Raw genomic sequence first — 20,460 nt, 5'->3', positions numbered from 1 at the left:
GGCCGCACCTGGAATGAATGGCGCCATTGTCTCAGCCCGGGCGACTCGATTCCTAGGGGATGGCGCACGGATCGTCACACAGCTCAGCGCCGTCGACCCCGCAGACTCACGACGACGGCGGCCACAAGAACCCCGACCAGGGCGAGCACCAGCCACCAGGGGACCGCCCCCGCGCCCGCCATAATCCGCCGCTCAGCCTCCAGCAGGGCCGCCGAGGACAGCAGTCCGGCGCTGAGCCCCTGCGGGCCGCGCACGATCATGAGCACCCCCAGGGCCACGCACAGCGAACCGCCGATCAGTTCCGTCCAGGTCGTTGAGCGCCCCAGCAGCCGCACCGGTCGCGGCCGCAGCCAGGAACGGGAGGATAGGTCCAGGGCGTCCCACAGCAGCGCCAACACCCCCAGCGGAAGCACCATCCCCAGGGCGTAGAGCGCCATGAGCAGTGCCGCTTGCAGCGGGGAACCGCCCAGGCCCGCCATGACCAGCACCGCGCCCAGGATCGGGCCCGCGCACCCCACCCCGGCCAGCCCCGCCAGCGCCCCCAACAGGTAAACGGATAGGGGGGAGGCGGCGTTACGCCGGGGGGATCCCCCCGGGTGCGGCAGCGGCAGCGGGACGGCCAGGGCCTGCATGAGCCCCAAGGCTACGACGGCGAGCCCGCCCACGAGTGTGACCGTTTCCATGTGGGCGCGCAGCAGCGCCCCCAGGGATCCGGCAAGCACCCCCAAGGGCAGGAGAGTGGTCAACAACCCCAGCCAGAACACCAGTGTGCGCGACAGCAGCGCCCGCGGGGAGGTGAAGGCGTAGGCGAAGAACGCCGGCAGCAGCATGACCGAGCAGGGGGCCAGCAGGGTGAGGAACCCGCCGGCCACGGCGGCCAGGGCAAGCGCGCCCACGGCTCACCCCGCCTGGGCGGCCTGGTCCAGGATTGTGGCCCGCACGAACTCGGCCGGCACGTAACCGGCGATGTAAGCATCGTTAATAATGATGAAGGGGGTGCCGGTCACACCAATGGAATAGGCGTGCTGGGTGGCGCTCGTCACGGTCTCGACTGTGCTCTGGGCGAGCATGTCGCTGCGGAAACGGTCCAAATCGGCCACCCCGGCCTGCTCGGCGAAGGCCACCAGGGAGTCCTCGGTGTACTCCGGGTGCTCATTGGGGTTGGCGGCGGCGTAGACGGCGTCGTGGAACTCCCAGAACCTGCCCTGATTGCCCGCCGCGATCCCGGCCTGGGCCGCCAGCGGGGAGGTCGCGGAAATCTGCGCGAGATCGCGCCATTCAATGCGCAAAGTGCCGTCAGCGACGAGGTCGGCGAGCGCGGGTTCGACTTCCTGGGCGAACTGGGTGCAGTAGGGGCAGGCGAAATCCGAGTACAGGACCATAACCACCGGCGCATCCGCCTCGCCCCGGGCGCGCGGGTCAGCCGGGTCCCGAGTGACCTCACCGTGAAGGATGCTCAGAAGCTGAGGGTCGGTTTCGCTGGGCGCAGCCGTCACCGGTGCCGTCGGTGTCGGCGACTCCGACGGCGCTGCTGCGGAGGCGGTGGCCGGCGGGACGGAGGAGGCCGGGGGCTGGGCGGCCCCTGCGCTCGCCCCTCCCTGGGGGCGGGTCAGGATGAGACCGGCGATCACAGCGAGCAGCAGCGCAATGATGACCAGGAGGACGACAATGATCTGGGTTCCCCGTGGGGAGGGCGCGGAAGTCTGTGCGCTCTGTACTGACATGGGTGCAGTCTCTCAGATGTCGAGGACGGCTTGGGGCGGTGGCCGCTGAGGCGTCTCAGACCAAGGACCCGCCGACCATCAATCCGGCCACGGCGGCCAGGAGGCCGCCGACAACCATGCCTACGGTGTGGGCTGCGGCCCGACCCGGGCGCCCGGCCAGGAGCAGCCTGGCCCCCTCGACACAGGCCGTCGAGAAGGTCGAGTAGCCGCCCAGCAGGCCCGTGCCCACCACCAACAGCACGGTGTCGTCGGCGACGGCGCCAGTGAGCAGCCCCAGCAGGAAACAGGCCGACACATTGACGGCAATAGTGCCCACGGGCGTGGCCGGGGTGCCCACGGGCGTGGCCGGGGTGCCCACGGGCGTGGCCGGGGTGCCCACGGGCGTGGCCGGGGCGGTGGGGGCCGCGGGGGTCGTCAAGGGCGGGGCCCCGGGCGCGTCAACAGGTGACTGCGGACTGTGAGCGGGCGGGTTGTGAGCGGGCTGGTGTTGTGGTCCTCGTCGCGACACCCACTCGCTCACGCGCTGATCAACCACGAAACGGGCAATGGCTCCCGCACCCCCGGCCAGGCCCAACAGCACCCAGGTCATGTCCCCGCCTCCTGACCGCCTCCGGCACGCGAGGTCGCCAGAGCGGAGCCGACCCACAGCCCCACGGCCGCGGCGGCCAGCCCCGCGGCCAGTGAGCCCAGGAGGTAGGTCGCAGCCCGGGCCGGGTCACCATCGTGCACCAGGCCGTGGACTTGCAGGACGAAGGTCGAGTACGTGGTCAGGCCGCCCATGAACCCGGTGCCCACACCCAGGCGCAGGACTCGCTGCGCCCGGCCCTCGCGGCCGGCCAAGGCCCCCAGGAGCAGCCCCAGCGCGAAAGCGCCCACCAGGTTGACTGCGAGAGTCGCCAGCGGCAGGCCGGTGGTGGGCCAGGCGTGAGCCGTTGCGGCCCGCGTCAACGTGCCCAGGCACCCGCCGGCGCCAACAGCAAGCAGCGCCCGCAGGGTTTCCAATCGTTTACTCACTGCGCCTCGCCACCTGATAGCCGCCGACATTCAAAATGAGCTCATAGGTGGAGCCCGGCGAGTGCTCCATGGCCCACGCGGCGGCGTCCTTAGGCGGGTTGGCCCCCCAGGCCGGGGAGTGGGAGTCGACAACCACATAGTCGGTGGGCGTGGTGGAGGTGCCCACCCAGTAGACGGTCGCCTTGGGCACCAGGTAGGCCAGCAGGCCCAGGTCCGTCCTTACGGTGGTCCCTAATGGGATTGTGTTCAGAACTTGTTGAGCGGCGGTGGCGCGCACCGGCTCTCGCCCGAAGTCCTCCCGGGTCATGGCCCACAGGGGCAGGTCCGTCGCCGTGAATACTCCCATGATCAGCGGCACACTGACACCCAGCACAACGAGCCTGCGCGCCCATACCGGCGCCGCCAGCCACCCAGTGGCGGCGGTGGTGGCACTGGTGGTGCCTGGGCTCGGCGCGGAGGCGCCGGTGGTGGCCGGGCTCGGCGCGGAGGCGTCGGTGGCGTCCGGGCTCGGCGCGGAGGCGTCGGTGGCGTCCGGGCTCGGCGCGGAGGCGTCGGTGGTGGCGCCTGGGCGCGGTGTGGAGGCGCCAGTGGTGACGTCCGGGTTTGGTGCGGTAGTGGCGCCTGGGCGCGGTGTGGAGCCGGTGGTGGCGGCCGTGGCGGCGGCGGTGGTGGCGCTGGTGGCGTCCGGGCTCGGCGCGGCCTGGGCGGGGGCCGCCCGCCTTCTTTTTAGGCCGGCGAGGACATCGAGCAGGGCTCCCAGGGCGATCGGGATGAGGACCGCGTTGTAGTGCCAGTTCTTCCACTCCCAGTAGAAGTCGACGTTGCCCAGGAAGCGCCAGGCCAGGGTCGGTGCGGCCACCATCATCCACGGCGAGCGCAGGCCAATGATCCCGGCCGTGCAGGCTAGCACCGCCAGGGTCTCGAGCTTGACTGCCGGTGAGTACAGGCGCGCCAGCCAGGGGCCGGTGGAGTCTCCACCCCCCAGCGAATAGCCCCAGGTGCCGTGCGGGTTGAGCAGTGGCAGGATCACCACCGTTGTGACCAGGAAGGAGGCCAGGCCGAACAGGGCCAAGCCCAGACCCCGACTCAGTAACGGCAAGGACTCGTCATCGGCGTTCTCCCGCCGGGTGCGCCAGGCGATTGCCAGGCCGATCATGAGCACGGTCAGCCCCAGGTCCTCCTTAACCAGGACCAGTGGCGCCGACCATAGGATGCAGGCGCGCCAGCGCTCCTCCACGAAGGCCGCCGAGGCGAAGGCCAGCATTGGCACTGCGAAGGCTATCTCGTGGAACTGGGCGGCCACCGCTCCCTGAAAGCCCCAGGACAGGACGTAGAACAGGCCCAGCGCCGTGGCCGGGACCCGGCCCAGTAGTCGTGTGGCCAGACGGGTCAACGGCCAGGCCGAGACCGCCAGCAGGAGGTCCTGGACCACCAGGAGCGTCAGGGGCGAGGGGAAGAGCCGCCAGATGGGCCCCAGCACAATGAGGATCGGGTGGAAGTGGTCGCCCAGGAGGTTGAAGTCATCGCCTTTGATCGGCACGATCGGCGCCTGGCCGTGGGCGTAGGCCTTGGCCATTTCGGAGAAGATCGCCAGGTCCCAGCTGGGCACGTACATGGAGCGCCACTGTCCCACCGAGTAGGTGATGAGTACGCAGGAGCCCACGGTGACAACAAGGATCGCCGGAACTGCCTGCACAATCGTGTCTCGGTTGAATCGCGCTCTCATAGTCATCGGCTACGAGCCTACCGGTCGGGGTGCGCCACGAAGTCGCGCCCCACCACCAGAGTGCGTCGTGCTGCAACAGGCGCCGGTTGGCGGTGGAGGTTTGGGTGGAGGTCGATGGCCCACGGCCGCGGCGCCATGACGGAGCGGGCTAATGGTCGCCACCGTGACAAAACCGTGACTAAGAACTCCCCGCCCGAGGGCGCTCGGTTCGGCGTCTGACAGGCGAGGGCGTCGTCGCTGGGCGGACGGCCGGGCTGGTCGAGACTGCATTGGGAGGCTTGGGGTTGTTCGGGTAGGGGGCTGGTGGGGGAGTGCTTTCCCGCCGGGAGGCGCAGCGCCCCGGGAGGGCGGGATGAGTCACAGTGCAAGGGTCAGGATCGACTCCACAGCACTATTCCATTCCTCAGCCAGCCCCACCGGCATACCCTCGTAACATGAATGACCTCGACGCTCTGCTCGCCCAGGCTCTGGAGGCGGTTCGCGCTGGTGCCATGCTCGCCCTCGACCCCGGGCAGGCCCTGCGCGTTGACACCAAGCGCCACCGTAACGACATGGTCACCCAGGTCGACCGTGCCGTGGAAGCCCTGATCGCCGAACACCTGGCCCCCACCGGCTACCCGCTCCTGGGCGAGGAGGGGCACACGGTGGACTCCTGGGACGGCCGCGTCTGGGTCCTGGACCCCATCGACGGCACCTTGAACTACGTGGCCGTCCATCGGCATTGGGCGATTTCTCTGGCGCTGGTCGAGGACGGCGAACCGGTCCTGGGGGTTGTGGCCGACCCGGTCGACAACCGTCTCTACCTGGCCATCGCCGGCCAGGGGGCCTTGACCGGAGCCCTGCTGCCCAGTGCGGCCCTGACTCACCCGGGGGCCGGGCCCGCCCCCACCCTGGTCCCCATGGAACCGGTGGAGGATCTTCCCCTGGCCGACGGCGTGGTCATTGCCCAGCTGCACACCGTGACCACCATCAGCGGTTTGCTCCCGATCATTGAAACCACCCGCGGGCTGCGCTGCTACGGGTCGGCGGCCTTGGACTTGGTGGAGGTTGCCGCCGGCCGCGCCGGCGCCCTGATCCACCCGCAACTCCAACCCTGGGACTGCGCTGCAGGCGTCCTCATCTGCCGCGAATGCGCCGCCAGCGTCACCCGCATGGACGGCAGTCGTCTGGACGTGCGCGAACCCGGGTCCCTGCTCGCCGGTACGCCGAGCGCTCGCGCCCAGATGGCCCAGCTGCTGGCGGCGGAGGCGTAACAACCTGGCGGGGCGTGACAGCGGGCCGCGCCCTGGGCGGGCCCTGTGCCCCTGCGGGCAAGCCCAGGGATTTAGCGGACTCCGCCCGGCACGCCGAGCGGATCCCGCGCCCCTGCGGGCAGGCCTGCTCAACAGAAGGCCCGGTTGACGGAGTCCTGGGCGGATCCCGCGCTCCTGCGTCCAGATCCCGTGCCCCCGGGGCGGGCCCTACAGGTCGCCGTGCTTTTGCAGGCGTTGGAGGCTCAACCATCCCACGGGGATGGGAATCCAGAAGGTCACCAGACGGTAGACAATGGCCGTGGACAGGGCCACGCCGCTGGGTACCCCAGCTGTCACCAGGCCGGCGGTCAGGGCGATCTCCACCGGCCCGATGCCGCCGGGCGAGGGGACCACGGAGCCCACCGTGTTGGACGCCAGATAGGTGATGGCCAGCACCGAGAACGGCAGCGTGTACCCGAAGGCCCACAGGCTGGCCCCGAAGGCCATGACGTAGCTCAAGGAGAGCAGCAGTGTGCCGCCCACGCCCACGGCCAAGCGCTTGGGGTTGGACATGATCCACACCAGGCGCGGCCAGACCTGGCGGTAAGTCGGCTCGATCTTGCTCCAGATCCAGGTGCGCACTCTGCGGATGAGCAGGGCCACCGACACCGCGACCACCAGGACCACGGCCGCCAGCACCACCCATCCGCTGGGAAGCGTCAGGCCCGTGGACTGCCCGGTGGTGGCGGCCAGGACAATGAGCAGGACGACGGTCACCAGGAACTGCGCCACCTGCACCAGGGTGACTGTGGCCACGCCGACGGCGGTGGGCACGCCCTTACGGGCCAGGAAGCGCAGGTTGATGGCGGCCCCGCCCACGCCGGCGGGCGCTACCAGGGCCACCACGGAGGAGGCCAGGTGGACCTCGGTGGATCGCCACACTGATAGGCGCACCGGGCTGAATGCGACCAGGGCCAGGCCGGCGCCGACGTAGGTGGCCAGGGAGAAGACCAGGGCCCCCAGGATCCACCAGATATTCGCCTGGGAGACGGCGTCGCTGATCTGCGCCAGATTCATGCGGGCCAGAAGCGTCCACAGGGCCACCAGGGCCACAATGGCCATAATGACGGTGCGCGGGGAGAAGCGGGTCAGGCGGGCGGGCTCGGCGTGCGCCGTCGGCGTGAGGGCCACCAGGGCGTCGCGCAACTCCTGGAGGAGCCTGCCGCGCCGCCCCATGGCGTCGCGGGTGGAGGCCGGCAGCACCACCCGCTGGAGCATGGGGGCGATGGAGGCCAGCTGCTCTGTGCTCAGCGCCTGGCTGGCGGTGGCAATGGCGCGTTCAACACCCACCACGGTCGCCACCAGGGCCAGGGCCTGCGCCAAGTCCACCCGCCGGGACAGCTCGGAGGAGATCGTCTCCCCGGAGTCCCAGTCCAGGAGCCATAGGCGGTCGGTGGCGTCGACGACGACGGTGGCGGCATCCAGCGAACAGTGGGCCAGCCCGGCGGCGTGGGCGTGGCGCAGCTGGTCCCACAGCTGGGCCAGGAGCTCGTCGCTGACCCCGGGCCCCAGATCCACCAGGGAGCGCGCCCTCTCGACGTGGTCGGTGACCAGAAGGACGGACTCGTCGACCTCCGCCATACCGAAGAGCCGGGGGGTGCGGACCCGGGCGCGCCGGGCCGTGAGCGTCATGAGGGCGGCGTGCTCGGCGGCGCTGCGCACCGACAGGTCACGGTTGGGGGACAGGCCCTTGACCCGGATCCGGTCCCACAAGGTGCCCAGGAATCCGGCCATCTGGCGGTCGGAGTCCAGGAGGGTGACGTCGCGGCGCCGCCCGGAGGAGTCCCATACGGCGTAGATGCGGTGCACTGAGGGGCGGCCCTCGGCCAGGGCCGCACTGGAGGCCTCGGTGAGGACGGCGCCCAGGTCGACGTCGTCGGCGGGGGACAGGGAGTTGGTGCCCTCCTGGGCCACCAGGGCCGGTTGTGGCGGGGACGGCGCTGGGGCGTCCTCGGAGTCCGTCGTGACCGGGGCGGTCAAGGGGGTCTCACGGACCTGCTCGGTGTAGCCCAAGGGGGCGTCGGTGGTGACCGACCAGGCCCGGGCCTCGGGGGCGTGGTCCATGCGCACCACCCGCACGGCGTCCACGCCGGCCCGGCGCATGGCCCGAATGAGGGCAATGCCATGGGCGCGCCGGTCCTCCACGCCCAGGGTGATCCGCAGCAGGAGCCCAATGCCGCGGCCCACCAGGATGGACAGGATGGCTCCGGGCAGGGTCAGGGCGCTGCGCAGCACCGCCAGGCCGACAATGACCCACAGCGCGGCCCACCCGTTGCGCACCGTGGTGGAGCTTATGCGCTCACCGGCGCCGGTCAGGAGCCCGGCCAGGGAGGCCAGGACGGCGGAGATGCCCACCCGGGCGGTGCCCGAGGCGGTGACGGTCAGTCCGGAGATGAGAGCCTCGGGCGCCCAGGTGGTAATGATCAGAAGGCTTGCCTGGGCGGCGAGGTAGCCGCCGATGGCGCCCAGGACGGCTTCGCCGGCGCTGTACCAGGAGCGTCGCAGGGTGCGGTCCAGGAGGACGGCGAGGGGCAGAATGAAGGTTGCCAGGCCCTCCATGGCCTGGAGGGGGAAAACGAGGATCTTGTGCAGGACGACGGCCAGGGCGTTCTGGACGTCCTGAGTCACGCCGGTGGTGGTGGCGTGGGCGTATGCGGCCAGGAGCAGGACGGCGGCGATGCCCACGCCGCTGAGGGCCAGGTCGAGGAGGTCTTCGGTGCGGCGCAGGCGCTTGGGGGCGACGTCGACCAGCAGGGTGCGGGAGCGTGTTGTGGGGCGGGGAGTGGGTGTGGTTTGCGGGGCGGGGGCCAGTCCGATGCGGGGAATGCCGACTGGGGAGGTCACCGGGGGGTCGGGGGAGGCGCTAGAGGACTCCGCCGGGTGCTCGGGGTGAGTGGGCGCCGCATCGCTCATGGCGCGAGTTTATAAGGGGGTGGCAATGGAACGCCTCGTACCGCGGGGGGGGGAGAAGGCCCCGCCGCAGTCGTCGCCTTCCCTATTTCATTTCCCATCCTTCCCCGTCCTTCCCGCCCACCCGGCGCACGAGGCCCCCTGGGACGGTGCAGGTCAGGAGCGGTACGGCCGACCCGGGCGCACGAGGCCCCTGCTCGCGCAGTGGCATTCAACTCGCCTTGCGCAGACGCAGTGAGTTGCTGACCACAATGACACTCGAGCAGGCCATGGCCGCCCCGGCGATCATGGGGTTGAGCAGGCCCGCAGCCGCCAGGGGGATGGCCGCCACATTGTAGGCGAAGGCCCAGAACAGGTTCTGCTTAATGACCCGCAGCGTGGCCCGCGAGACCCGTATGGCGGAAACGACCGCCTGCAGGTCGGCGCGCACCAGCGTAATGTCCGCGGCCTCAATGGCCACGTCGGCGCCCTGGCCCATGGCCATGCCCAGCCCCCGGGTGCCCGCCTGGGCCAGGGCCGCGGCGTCGTTGACGCCGTCGCCGACCATGCCGACTATGGCCCCGGATTCCTGGAGGGACTTAATGACATCGCGCTTGCCTCCCGGGAGGACCTCGGCATGCACATCGGCCGGGTCAATCCCCACCTGTGTGGCCACGTGCGCTCCGGCCCGGGCATTGTCCCCGGTCAGCAGCATGGGGCGCAGCCCCAGCCTGCGGAGCCGGGCCACGGCCAGTGCCGAGCTGGGGCGCACCGTGTCGCGCACCGCCAGGACGCAGCGGGCCCGCCCGTCGACCACCAGGACCACCACGGTGGCCCCGGTCGCCTGGGCTGCGGCGACGGCGTCAACCTGCGGCTGGCGCAAGGACACCCCGAGGTCGCGCTCCACCCAGTCGGGGCGGCCGACGGTCACCTTATGACCCTCCACGTCGCCGCTGACCCCGCGGCCCTCGTGGTTGGTGAAGCTCGCCACCGGCGGCAGGGCGCCCAGGTGCTCCGTGGCGGCCTCGGCAATGGCAACGCCCACAGGATGCTCGGAGGCCGCCTCCAGGGCGCCCGCCAGGCGCAGATCCTCCGGTTCGACCCCGGAGATGCTCAGGCTCATGCGCCCCTCGGTCAGGGTGCCGGTCTTGTCCAGAACGATGGTGTCCAGGGTGCGGGTGGACTCCAGAATCTCCGGGCCCTTAATGACCACGCCGAGCTGGGCCGCCCGCCCCGAGCCGACCAGCAGCGCCGTGGGGGTGGCCAGGCCCAGGGCGCACGGGCAGGCGATGACCAGCACTGCGACCGCGGCCGTCATCCCTGCCTGTAGCGGGTAGCCGGCCAGGAGCCACGCCCCCAGGGTCGCGGCGGCCAGGACGAGGACCACCGGGACGAAGACCGCTGAGATGCGATCGGCCAGCCGCTGGACGGGGGCCTTGCCGGCCTGGGCCGCCGTGACCATCTGGCCGATCCGCGCCAGGGTCGTATTCTGGCCGACGGCGGAGGCCCGCACCAGCAGCGCCCCGGAGGTGTTGACTGTGGCCCCGGTGACTGCGTCGCCCGGGCCGATCTCGACGGGCACCGACTCCCCGGTGAGCAGAGAGGCGTCCACGGCGCTGTGGCCCTCGACGACAACACCGTCGGTGGCGATCTTCTCCCCGGGGCGGACCGCGAAAAGATCCCCGACGACCAAGACGTCAACAGCTACGCGCTCCTGCTCGCGTACGGCATTGCTGCGCGGGGCCCCCTCGGGGGTGAGCACGGCGTCGGTGCGAGTTGAGCCGGAAGGGGAGCGCAGGCGCACCCGCGTGACCTCCTTGGCGCCCATCTCCAGCAGGGCCCGCAGCGCGTCGCCTGAACGGTGTTTGGCGCGCGCCTCCGCGTAGCGACCGGCCAGAAGGAAGGTGGTCACCCAGGCCGCCGACTCGAAGTACAGGTGCGGGTGGTGGCTCTGGGAGCGGGGAAGGAACTCCATGGACATGGTCATGCCCAGCTCTCCGGCACCGCCCAGGATCAGTGCCCACAGGCTCCAGCCGGTGGCGGCGAGGACCCCCAGGGAGACCAGCGTGTCCATGGTGGTGGTGCCGTGGCGGAGCCCGCGCAGCGCTGCGGAGTGGAAGGGCCAGGCCCCCCAGGTCACCACCGGCAGGGCCATGCCGGCCACCAGCCACTGCCAGCCGGTCACCTGGAGCACTGGGAGCATGGAGATGGCCATGATCGGGATGGACAGGACCAGGCAGACAATGAGGCGCACGCGCAGCGCGGCGGCGCGCACCAGGTGGGATTGCCCCAGGGGGCGCCGGGCCGGGGCCGAGGGGAGGGGGTCGGTGTCCGACGGCGTGGCCGCCACGGGTGCGGAGTCCGGGGACGAGTCCGGGGATGTAGGGGTCGCAGGCGCGGAGTCCGGGGAGGCGACCGCGGGGGACCCGGCCCCCGCTTGCTCAACTACAAGAGGCTCGATGTCCGAAGGACCGGCCGCTAGGGCGGCGGACTCCAATGGTGCTGGGGTCGCCGAACCCAGGTCGACACCTGGGGAGTCCAGGAACTCGGCGGCGGAGAAAGCGGCCTCCGATCGACTGTCCGCCAGGGGGGCCTCGGGCTCGGTCACCGAGAGCACGGAGGCCGTACCTGCAGGACTCATGGCCGCGGGCGCCGGTGACGAAGTGGTCGCGGTCTGGGAGGACGAGGAGGACGGGGCCGCGGACCCTGCGAATGCGGGTAGTACGGACGCCCGACCTGAATCCGACTGCGCCGGAAGATCCGGCAGGACCACGAGATCCGCGGGCGCGGGAGCAGCCGGGTCGCTGGCTCCCGCAGGTGTCGCGGACTGACGCCGCCGTGTCCCACCGGAGGCTGCGGGCGCACCGCGCTCAGAGCCCGACTCTCGGGGGGCGACGGCCCTCCTGCGGCGCCTGGGACTCCTGCCGGAGTCAGGGGCACCTGGTCGGGACGTTGAGGACGCGAAGCCGGTCCCCTCCTGAACGGCATTGGCATGACGCGCCTCAGTGGTCTCAGTGCGGGACGCGGCTGCGCGATCAACCGGTGGGGCGCCCTCGGCGGCCTCCGTGTGCCTTGCCCGGCGTCGTCGGGTTGGGGTCGTGGCCTCGGTGCGAGGCGTTTCCGTACCTGCGGGCCGGCGCCGTCGGGTGGAGCGGGATTCGGTCTGCGGGGTTTGTGCCAGGGTGGCTCGTCTGCGTCGTGAGGTGCGGGTCCCGGCCGGGGTGCTGGCGGGGCCCTGCGGGGTTTCTGGGCGCTGGGGGCCCTCCGCGGTCCGGTCCGTTCGGGGGGCGGGTGTGGCCCGGCGCCTGGTGGGGGTTTCGTGTCCTTGAGTCGGGGTCGCCCTGCGTCCGGTCCCCGGGGTGCCCCCGTCCCTCGGGGCTGTTTCAGTGCGGGAGGCCTCGGCGCGCTCTGCCCGGCGCCGTCGGGCGGAGCGGGATTCGGTCTGCGGTTCTGTGCTGGCAGCTCGACGGCGTCGAGTAGTTGGAGTCGTGTCCTCGGGGCGAGAGGTTTGCGCGCTCGAGGAGCGGCGCCGTCGAGTGATCCGGGTGCTGGTTGTGCGGTCGACGACGCCCTGAGGGTTCTGCGGGGTTTCGGGGCGCTGGGGGCCCTCCGCGGTCCGGCCTGTTCGGGGGGCGGGTGTGGCCCGGCGCCCGGTGGGGGCCTCGTGTCCCTGGGTCGGGGTCGCCCCGCGTCCGGTCCTTGGGGTGCCCTCGTCCCTCGGGGCCGTTTCAGTGCGGGAGGCCTCGGCGCGCTCTGCCCGGCGCCGTCGGGCGGAGCGGGATTCGGTCTGCGGTTCTGTGCTGGCAGCTCGACGGCGTCGAGTAGTTGGAGTCGTGTCCTCGGGGCGAGAGGTTTGCGCGCTCGAGGAGCGGCGCCGTCGAGTGATCCGGGTGCTGGTTGTGCGGTCGACGACGCCTTGAGGGTTCTGCGGGTTTTCTGGGCGCTGGGAGTCTTCCGCGGTTTGGCCCGGCCCAGGGGTGGGGGCCGGCCTGCGACTACCGACCGCGGCCGGCTCGTACCCGCCCCCCAGCGAGGCTGCACGACCCGCGCCCGCAGCCGGTGCCTGGGCCCTGCGACCGGTGCGCGCCCTTGGGCTCGCCTCCTGAGAGGCGCTGTCCGCCCGCCTGCCCCGGGCCTGTGTGCGTCTGAGAACGCTCGCGGAGTAGCCGGCCCGGGACACGGCGGTCAGCAACTCTTCATTGCTCACCGGTCGGGTCAGCGTGACATGGGCGGACTCGGTGGCGAGATTGACTGCTGCCTGAACACCGTCGAGTCGGGAGAGCTTCTTCTCCACCCGGGCGACGCACGAGGCGCACGTCATCCCCTCCACAGCCAAGTCAACAACAGCAAGGACAGATTCACTCATGAACGCGGCTTCCGGTTCGGGTTGACGGGCGCGGACGGTCTGAGCGGTATGACGGACGTCGTTAGACCCTAGCAGGGCGGGCGCGAATGGCGACCGAGAACCGCATGTCCGGGACGACCCGGTTAGGCGTCGCGCTCAATGGAGTCGAGCACATAGTCCCCGGCTTCGTCAATGGCCTCAGCAAGGGCGGCATCGTTCAAAAGGACGTCGGAGACAACTGTCACCGTCGACTGGCCGCCCTTGGACAGCAGTACGGAAACGTTCTTGACGCCGGGCAGCGCCTCAATCTCCTCGGTGATGTGAGTGACACAGTGACCACAGGTCAGCCCGGAGACCTTAAGAATGGTGGTGCGGTCAATTCCTTCGGCGGTGAACTCGGTCATGGGGTGCTCCTTGCGGATAGAGGTGGGTCAGGACCGGAGAAGGCGGGCGACGGCGTCAGAGGCCTCGCGGATTTTGGTGCGGCCCTCCTCATTGGAGGACTGGGCGGCGCGCATAACGCAGTGACTCATGTGGTCCTCCATGAGCCCCAGGCTCACGGCCCGCAGTGCACTGGTGGCGGCTGCGATCTGGGTCAAGACATCAATGCAGTACGTGTCTGCCTCGACCATGCGGGAGATGCCCCGGACCTGGCCCTCAATGCGGCGCAGCCGCTTGAGGTAGTCCTCCTTGGTGCCCGTGTAGCCGGCCATCGCGTTCTCCTGTCGTGTCCGGTGCTGCGAAAGTACCCCTGGGGGGTATTGATGTCAAGGGCGGGAGTGAGCGCTGAACCCCTGCGTCACGCCTGAGCGGGCCGATTCCGTGAGCAATCCGCGACCCCCGTGGTCGCGCCGCCCGAGGTCGCCCGCTCCGGCTGAGGGCGCAAGACTGCGACCCCTGTGGTTGCGCCGCCGTATCCATGCGATGCTGGCCATATGGTGAACGACGACACCTCTTGGGCGCCTCTGGGGTGGACCCCCTCTGACATCTCCTTCGGCGAGGAGCCCTTCGGCACCGTTCTGGGCGACCCTCTTACGGGATCCCTCATCTACGACGTCTCTGTGCTCGACGCCGCCCCAAGCGGGCGAACTGGGGGTGGCGGCGAAAAGGGCGCGGACCGCGCACCGAAAAAGGCCGATGGGGCTCCTCGCTCCTCCTCGCGCACCACCAGGCCGCCCCAGGCGGCTCCCACAAGCCGTCCGACGAGGAGTGCGCCCACAGTCAGACGTCAGTCCTCGCCCACCACCAGGCCGCCCCAAGCGGCCCCCACAACCAGAAGGCCTTCCCCGGCGCCCGGGCAGACGGACGGGGTGGTGGCACAGAACCATCCGTCCGGACGACCTTCCCCGGTGCCCGGGCAGATGCCTCCGAGCCCTCTGCCGCCGGGTGCGCCCATGGGACGACCTTCCCAGGGTGCGCCGGCTGGTGGGATGCCTCCGGGAGGGGTGCCGGGCTGGCCGCCCTCGGGCGCACCTGGGGGAAGGCCTCCCTCGGTGCCCGGGCAGATGCCTCCAAGCCCTCTGCCTCCGGGTGCGCCCGGGGGATGGCCTCAACCGGGGCCGCCGGCCGGTGGGATGCCTCCAGGAGGGGTGCCGGGCTGGCCGCCCCCGGGCGCGCCCATGGGAGGGATTCAACCGGGGCCGCCGGCGGGCATTGCGCCCCAGCTCGCATTCTCGGCGGCCCCTGGCGCCATTGACCCCAGGAGCGCGGCCCATATAGAGGCGTTCCAAAGGCACATGTTCCGCATGTTGAGCCCCCTGATGGAGGCGATGAACCCGGCTCCAGGAGATGGCCGCAACCCGGGCGCGCCTCCCGGGGAGGTGCAGGGCGGCCCCATGAGGCACACCCAACCCCCGCACTCCCCGCACTATGGGGGTTTCCCGGGGCAGAGAGACCCCCGCTCCCATTAAGGTTCATCAAGGTCCATGAGGGCCGCAACTGAGGCCGTAACAGATCCGGGCGCGGTAGCCGAACGCGCCCGGTCGGCGCACCCGGCTACCGCGCCCGGTCGGGCGTCACTGCGAACAGTGCTCGGCCGGGAACCCCACCGCCCCCTCCGGAGCCCCTACTCCTGGGACTGCCGAGGGCGGCCCTCCAGGTGGTCCACGAGCTGGGCGGCAATGCCCGTGTAGGTGGCGGGGGTCAGGGCCAGAAGACGAGTCTCGACATCGTCGGGCATCCCCAGGGAGGCAATGAAATCGCGCATGCCCTCGGGGGTGACCGTGCGGCCGCGGGTGAGCTCCTTCAGGCGCTCGTAGGGGTCGGCCATGCCGGTGGCCCCGGCCACTGCGGCGGCCCGCATGGCCTGCTGCACCGGCTCCCCCAGCACCTCCCAGGCGGTGTCAAGGTCCTCGGCCAGACGGTCGGCGTCAACATCCAGCCCGGCCAGGCCGCGGCGGACATTGTCAATGGCCAGCAGCGAGTGCCCCAGGGCCGACCCGACATTGCGCTGGGTGGTGGAGTCGGTCAGGTCCCGCTGGAGTCGGGAGGTCACCAACGTGGAGGCCAGCGCATCGAGCAGCGCGCAGGAGATCTCCAGGTTCGCTTCGCCGTTCTCAAAGCGGATGGGGTTGACCTTGTGCGGCATGGTCGACGATCCCGTTGAGCCCTGGGCGCTCAGACGCTGGCGGAAGTAACCCAGGGAGATGTAGGTCCACACGTCGGTGGCCAAGTTGTGGGTGATCCGGTTGAAACGGGCGACATCGGAGTAGAGCTCGGCCTGCCAGTCATGGGGCTCAATCTGCGTGGTCAGCGGGTTCCAGACCAGGCCCAGGGACTCCACGAAAGAACGTGCCACCGCCTGCCAATCCACCCCGGGCACCGAGACCACATGCGCCCCGAAAGTGCCGGTCGCCCCATTGATCTTGCCCAGGTACTCGGCCGCCTCCACACGGTGCAGCTGCCGGCCCAGGCGGTGGGCGAGGACGGCGAGCTCCTTGCCCAGGGTCGTCGGCGTGGCCGTCTGCCCGTGGGTGCGCGACAGCATGGCGGTCTGCGCCTGCTGGTGGGCCATGGCGGACAGATCGGCGACCAGGCCGCGGGCCGCGGGCAGCCACACCTCTTCCACGGCCGAGCGGATGGTCAGAGCGTAGGCGAGGTTATTAATGTCCTCACTGGTGCAGAAAATGTGGACGATTTCACCCACGCCCGGCAGCACCGTGGGGCCGCCGACGCCGGCGACCCCGGCGTCGGCGGCCGCCTCCAGGCGGCGCTTGAGCAGGTACTCCACGGCCTTGACGTCGTGGCGGGTGATGGCCTCAATACTGGCCAGTTCGGCAATGTCCTGGGCGCCGAAATCCTCGACGACGCCGCGCAGGTAGGTCTTCTCCGCCTCTGACAGGACCGGGGCGCCGGGCAGAATGCGGCCCTCGGTGAGGTGAATAAGCCACTCGACCTCAACCATGAGCCGCGCCCGGTTGAGCGCGGCCTCAGAAAGGTGGTTGACCAGGGGGGCCGTAATGGCGCGGTAGCGGCCGTCCAGCGGGCCCAGGGCAATGGGGGGAGTGATAGTGGCAAGATCGACCATGGCCCCATTGTGTCAGGTTCACCACGTGCCGCCGCCCGGGCCCCTCGTCGACAGCCGGCTGTCACTCCTCTCCGCGGAGGTAGTCCCAGATGTCCTCCAGGGTGTCTCTCAGGCCGGAGGAGTCCCTGGGGTCGTCGGTGGGCGCGCCTTCGCCGGTACCCGGATCCTCGGTCGGGGCGCTGGGCGTGTGCTCGGACGACAGTGCGGTCACGGCGGCGTTGGCGTCGATAATGCCAGTACCGCAGGCGTCCCGGTCGCACGAGGTCGGTGGCTGCGAGGTGTCTTGCAGCAGCGTGGTGGCCTCCTCCGTCGTGAGATCGGGGTCGAGGGCGTTCAGTAGCGCATCAGTAGCGCAACCGCGCCAGACACCTGCGGGGCGGCACATGGCCGCCAGGAGCGGGCGGTCTCAATGGCGCCGCTAGGCTCGCACCATGACGGGTGAGCACGCACAGCACTGGGAGGAGCGGTACTCCTCCGTGGACCGGCTCTGGTCGGGCAGGCCCAACGACTGGCTGCCGGAGCTGGCAGCCGCCTGGCCCCCCGGCCGAGCCCTCGACATTGGTTGCGGGGAGGGCGCCGACGCCCTGTGGCTGGCCGAGCGCGGCTGGCGGGTCACCGGGGTGGACCTGTCGGCCACCGCCATTGGCCGCCTGCTGGAGGAGGCCGGACGCCGGGGCCTGGACGGGCGGGTGACTGCGCGCGCCCACGACGTGGGTGCCGGCCTGCCGGAGGGCCCTTTCGACCTGGTCACCAGCTTCTACGTCCACGGCGGTCCGCAGGAGGGCTCAGTGAGCCTGACCGCCATGCTCGCCGACGCCGCCGCGCGCCTCGCCCCCGGCGGGCGACTCCTGGTAGTCGTTCACGCCGTCAACCCGCCCTGGCACACCCATCACTCCCACACTTACCGCGCCGCCGAGCTCCTGGAAGGAATTGGCCCGGCCGTGGCCGGCTGGGCGGTTGAGGTCTGCGAGGAGCGCTGGCAGCGGGCCACCGGGCCGGACGGCCGGAGCGGGCACCGCGCCGACGCCATTGTGTGCCTGAGGAGGGCTCAGGCGACAGAGGAGGGCTCAGGCACCTGACCGCCGCGCCTGAGCCCGGCCACCCCACTTATTGGATTTACCTGGGGACGTGGGGCTACTCCGCTTTGGAGGGCCCGGCCACCCCGCTTACTGGACTTACCGGCGCGCTGGTGTACCGCTAGCGACCGGTACCTCTGGCCCCCCGGGGGCGCGGCGAACACCCCGCCCATCTGCCCTGGGACCCCCGCCCATCGACCCCGAGAACCACAGGCCGTCTCCTGAACCCCTGATACGGCCGCATTCACAGGGCGCCGGCGGCCCGGTGATGCCGCGCTCTACTGTCGGGGCCATGAGCTCCCTGACTATCACCCTCGCAGAGGACGATGCCGATACCGCCGTCGCCCTTGTACCCAGCACCGTCCCCTCCACCTGGGTGGGTCCAGCCGCCCAGAACTGCCAGACCAGTCTCGATGAGGCCGTTGCGCTCTTGTCCGGCTTGGGCACGCTGCTTGACACCGCTCGGACGGCTGTCGCCGACATGGAGTCGGCAGGCGACCAGAGCGGAGCGGAGTCATGACCACCGCCATGCAGCCGGACTCGGGCGGGCTGCCCAACGGCGACGGGACGTCATCGCCCGCCCCGGTCCCGCAGTTCATGACCTGGCCCGGGATGTCCGCCGGAGTGACCGCGACCATTAGCGGCGGAGGAGTATCGGTCAACACCGATGACCTCACCGAGTTCTCCTCCACGCTCCAGAGCGCCGCCACCAGCCTTGACGATGCCGACAACCACATGGCCACCGCCCTGGCCGAGGTCCAAGCAGCGCCAGAGCCGGCGCCGCCCGCCGGCCCGCTCGTGCTGCCCGCCAACCCCGTGGACGCCACCAGCCTCCGGGTGCTCGGCTCGGCGGTGATGGCCGCCATGGGGGAGGACAACTACTCCTTTGAACTCAAGCGGTCCAACGCCATTAACGCCATTAACGACGCCCGCACCGGGTCCGGCTCACTCCAGAACTGCGCCCTGGAACTGCGGATTCTCGCCGCTGAGGTCACCGCCTGCGCCTCCTCCTACACCACCGCCGAGTCCCAGGCGCACTCCAGCGGGGGCGGCGGGGGCGGCGGGTCCACCTGGCAGTCCGTGGCGGATGCGGCGGCCGCCGCGACGGTCCCGTCCCTGGTCATGTGGTCCCACCTCCTGTACGGGATCAGCAACAAGGGCCGAGTGGGCACCTCGGCGTCGTCCGACGCGATCGAGGCCTTGCGCACCATCTTCGGGGACCCCAAGCTGGGCAGCTGGGTGGGCGGCGACCTGGTCACCCTCGCCGTCCTGATTAACAGCGTGCAGTCCGCCTCCTCCGGGCAGGAGGCGGACGAGGTCAGCGACTACCTCGCCCGCACCGCCCCAGGGCTCGACACCAGGATCCGAAGCTCCCTGCCCGACACCATCCAGGTCGGCAGCCGCACCGTCGACACCGACTCCCTGACGCCCGTGCAGCGGGTGGCCGCCTACCTGGCCATGGCCTCGGCCGCCCGCGGGGTCGATATCCACGGCCCCACCACCGGGGTGACGGTCACCCCCCACGGGGGCCAGGCCGTCACCGTGCCGCCGGCGGCGAAGGACCCCTTCGGCCTCAAAACGGAGGTCGCCCCCATGAGCGGCAGCGCCGCGGCGGGGACCCCCGTCACCGCCCCGCGCACCGCCGCAGAGGTGATTCGCCACTCCGATCAGGTCATGGCGCAGGACACCGACGACTCCTCCGGCGTCATTTCCATCCTCAAGACCACCGACGACAACGGGTGCACCACCTGGATGGTCATTATCCCCGGCACCGCCGACTGGGGCAGCGGCGGCTCGAACCCCATGGACCTCCAGACCAACCTTGAGGGCGTAGCCGGAATGCCCACCGACATGGAGAGCGCCGTGGTCACCGCCATGCGCCAGGCGGGGATCCAGCCCGGTGAGGAGGTCGGCTTCTACGGGCACTCCCAGGGCGGCATCGTCGCCGCCAATATTGCCGCCGACCCCGCCATTAACGAGCAGTTCACCATTACCACCGTGCTCACCGCCGGGGCGCCGACGGCGGGGGCGGATCTGCCCGACAATGTCAGCGCCCTGCACATTGAGAACAGCGGCGACGCCGTCCCGGCCCTCGACGGGGCGGCCAACCCGAACGCCCCCAACCGCATGACCGTCACCGTCGACACCCACACCGGGAAGGACGCCGACCCCTACCCGCATGCGGGCTCGGTTTACGCCGACGCCGCCGCCGGCCTGGAGAACTCCAACTATGCGCCAGTCGCCGAGTGGAGCGACCAGATGGCGGCGCTCACCGGCGAGGGCAGGCCCGGCGCCGAGACCGTGGAATACGTCTTCGACATTGAACGGGAGCACTGAGCTGAACGGTTGAACGCGGACACCGGGGCCGTGGCGGCGGGCGCGGGCGGCGCCCGGCCCGCCCCGCGCCTAACTGCCCTTATTGCCCTATTATAGCCGAAATGAAACAAAATCGTATTCTGTGGTTTAGTAGTCTGGAAATCATGTGCCGCTCGCTGTAGAATACCTGCATGCAAGTGGATGTGACGCAGAAGGAACACGATGTTCTTCTGAGATGGAAGAAACGCAGTGACACTCTCGTTCTAGTGAGGCTGAAGGCGGAGGCGGTTCTTTATGCCTCGCACGGCGTTGATGTGGACATTATTGCGAAGATGGTTGATCGGACCGGAAGAACCGTGCGGGAGTGGCTGGCGGAATGGCGACGCACCCGGTTGCACTCGGTGGTAACCGGTCACGCGGGCAACCAGAATGCTGCGAAGCTGACCAGGGACCAGAAACAGGAGCTGAAGGAGGTTCTGAGCCGGCCTCCGGAGAAGTCGGGTATCAAGGCCGACTTCTGGGACGTACCCGCTGTGCGGGACGTGGTGAAGG

The 20,460-nt window shown here is 70.5% G+C and carries 16 protein-coding genes and 1 pseudogene; 5 read left to right on the top strand and 12 right to left on the bottom strand.

Going from position 1 to position 20,460, the window contains the following annotated elements; genetic code table 11:
- Positions 1-83: 83 nt before the first annotated feature.
- From EUC46_RS05930 to EUC46_RS05910, 5 genes are read right to left on the bottom strand one after another with little or no spacing between them, the layout of a single operon-like run.
- Positions 84-896, bottom strand: coding sequence for a cytochrome c biogenesis CcdA family protein (locus EUC46_RS05930; protein WP_128773270.1), 813 nt, complete (start codon positions 894-896; stop codon positions 84-86).
- A 3-nt stretch (positions 897-899) separates the two neighbouring features.
- Positions 900-1,724 carry a DsbA family protein gene (locus EUC46_RS05925; RefSeq protein ID WP_128773269.1) on the bottom strand — a complete coding sequence of 275 codons (825 nt, stop codon included), beginning with the start codon at positions 1,722-1,724 and terminating at the stop codon, positions 900-902.
- Positions 1,725-1,779: 55 nt separating this feature from the next.
- On the bottom strand, positions 1,780-2,313 hold the full coding sequence (locus EUC46_RS05920) for a fluoride efflux transporter FluC (RefSeq protein ID WP_128773268.1): 534 nt from the start codon (positions 2,311-2,313) through the stop codon (positions 1,780-1,782).
- Entirely contained in the window at positions 2,310-2,738 is a 429-nt protein-coding gene (locus tag EUC46_RS05915) for a fluoride efflux transporter FluC (protein WP_241655426.1), read from the bottom strand. Before EUC46_RS05915 ends, EUC46_RS05920 begins: the two co-directional genes overlap by 4 nt.
- Positions 2,731-4,470 (bottom strand): DUF2079 domain-containing protein, encoded by a 1,740-nt coding sequence (locus EUC46_RS05910; protein ID WP_479680050.1) that lies wholly within the window; start codon positions 4,468-4,470, stop codon positions 2,731-2,733. The genes EUC46_RS05915 and EUC46_RS05910 overlap by 8 nt, the downstream gene beginning before the upstream one ends.
- A 428-nt stretch (positions 4,471-4,898) precedes the next feature.
- On the opposite strand from EUC46_RS05910, the gene EUC46_RS05905 reads away from it, so the two are divergent.
- On the top strand, positions 4,899-5,717 hold the full coding sequence (locus EUC46_RS05905) for an inositol monophosphatase family protein (RefSeq protein ID WP_128773265.1): 819 nt from the start codon (positions 4,899-4,901) through the stop codon (positions 5,715-5,717).
- Positions 5,718-5,924: 207 nt separating this feature from the next.
- Here the strand turns inward: EUC46_RS05905 and EUC46_RS05900 are convergent, their stop codons facing one another.
- From EUC46_RS05900 to EUC46_RS05870, 7 genes and pseudogenes are all read right to left on the bottom strand, one after another.
- Entirely contained in the window at positions 5,925-8,669 is a 2,745-nt protein-coding gene (locus tag EUC46_RS05900; RefSeq protein WP_128773264.1) for a lysylphosphatidylglycerol synthase transmembrane domain-containing protein, read from the bottom strand.
- A 208-nt stretch (positions 8,670-8,877) separates the two neighbouring features.
- Positions 8,878-11,286, bottom strand: coding sequence for a copper-translocating P-type ATPase (locus tag EUC46_RS05895; RefSeq protein ID WP_128773313.1), 2,409 nt, complete (start codon positions 11,284-11,286; stop codon positions 8,878-8,880).
- Positions 11,287-12,819: 1,533 nt separating this feature from the next.
- Positions 12,820-13,011 (bottom strand): annotated as a pseudogene (locus EUC46_RS13515) (heavy-metal-associated domain-containing protein); the annotation flags it as partial.
- Positions 13,012-13,133: 122 nt separating this feature from the next.
- Entirely contained in the window at positions 13,134-13,394 is a 261-nt protein-coding gene (locus tag EUC46_RS05885) for a heavy-metal-associated domain-containing protein (RefSeq protein ID WP_128773263.1), read from the bottom strand.
- A 27-nt stretch (positions 13,395-13,421) separates the two neighbouring features.
- On the bottom strand, positions 13,422-13,703 hold the full coding sequence (locus EUC46_RS05880) for a metal-sensitive transcriptional regulator (RefSeq protein WP_128773262.1): 282 nt from the start codon (positions 13,701-13,703) through the stop codon (positions 13,422-13,424).
- A gap of 1,352 nt (positions 13,704-15,055) precedes the next feature.
- Positions 15,056-16,516 (bottom strand): adenylosuccinate lyase, encoded by a 1,461-nt coding sequence (purB, locus tag EUC46_RS05875; protein WP_128773261.1) that lies wholly within the window; start codon positions 16,514-16,516, stop codon positions 15,056-15,058.
- 61 nt (positions 16,517-16,577) lie between these two features.
- Positions 16,578-16,901 (bottom strand): hypothetical protein, encoded by a 324-nt coding sequence (locus EUC46_RS05870; protein WP_128773260.1) that lies wholly within the window; start codon positions 16,899-16,901, stop codon positions 16,578-16,580.
- Positions 16,902-16,947: 46 nt separating this feature from the next.
- On the opposite strand from EUC46_RS05870, the gene EUC46_RS05865 reads away from it, so the two are divergent.
- The 4 genes from EUC46_RS05865 to EUC46_RS05850 form a co-directional block, all read left to right on the top strand.
- Positions 16,948-17,595, top strand: a complete 648-nt coding sequence (locus EUC46_RS05865; protein ID WP_128773259.1) for a class I SAM-dependent methyltransferase — start codon at positions 16,948-16,950, stop codon at positions 17,593-17,595.
- Positions 17,596-17,884: 289 nt separating this feature from the next.
- Positions 17,885-18,112 carry a hypothetical protein gene (locus EUC46_RS05860; RefSeq protein ID WP_128773258.1) on the top strand — a complete coding sequence of 76 codons (228 nt, stop codon included), beginning with the start codon at positions 17,885-17,887 and terminating at the stop codon, positions 18,110-18,112.
- Positions 18,109-19,929, top strand: coding sequence for a hypothetical protein (locus tag EUC46_RS05855; protein ID WP_128773257.1), 1,821 nt, complete (start codon positions 18,109-18,111; stop codon positions 19,927-19,929). The genes EUC46_RS05860 and EUC46_RS05855 overlap by 4 nt, the downstream gene beginning before the upstream one ends.
- A gap of 170 nt (positions 19,930-20,099) precedes the next feature.
- Positions 20,100-20,460, top strand: a 361-nt coding sequence (locus EUC46_RS05850; RefSeq protein ID WP_164918760.1) for a helix-turn-helix domain-containing protein, incomplete at its 3' end; no start/stop codon positions are given.

Source organism: Actinomyces oricola (genome assembly GCF_004104015.1).
In the GTDB taxonomy this organism is placed as follows: Bacteria; Actinomycetota; Actinomycetes; order Actinomycetales; family Actinomycetaceae; genus Actinomyces; species Actinomyces oricola.
Note: the sequence above shows the minus strand (reverse complement) of the source record. Positions and strands in the feature narration are given on the sequence as shown.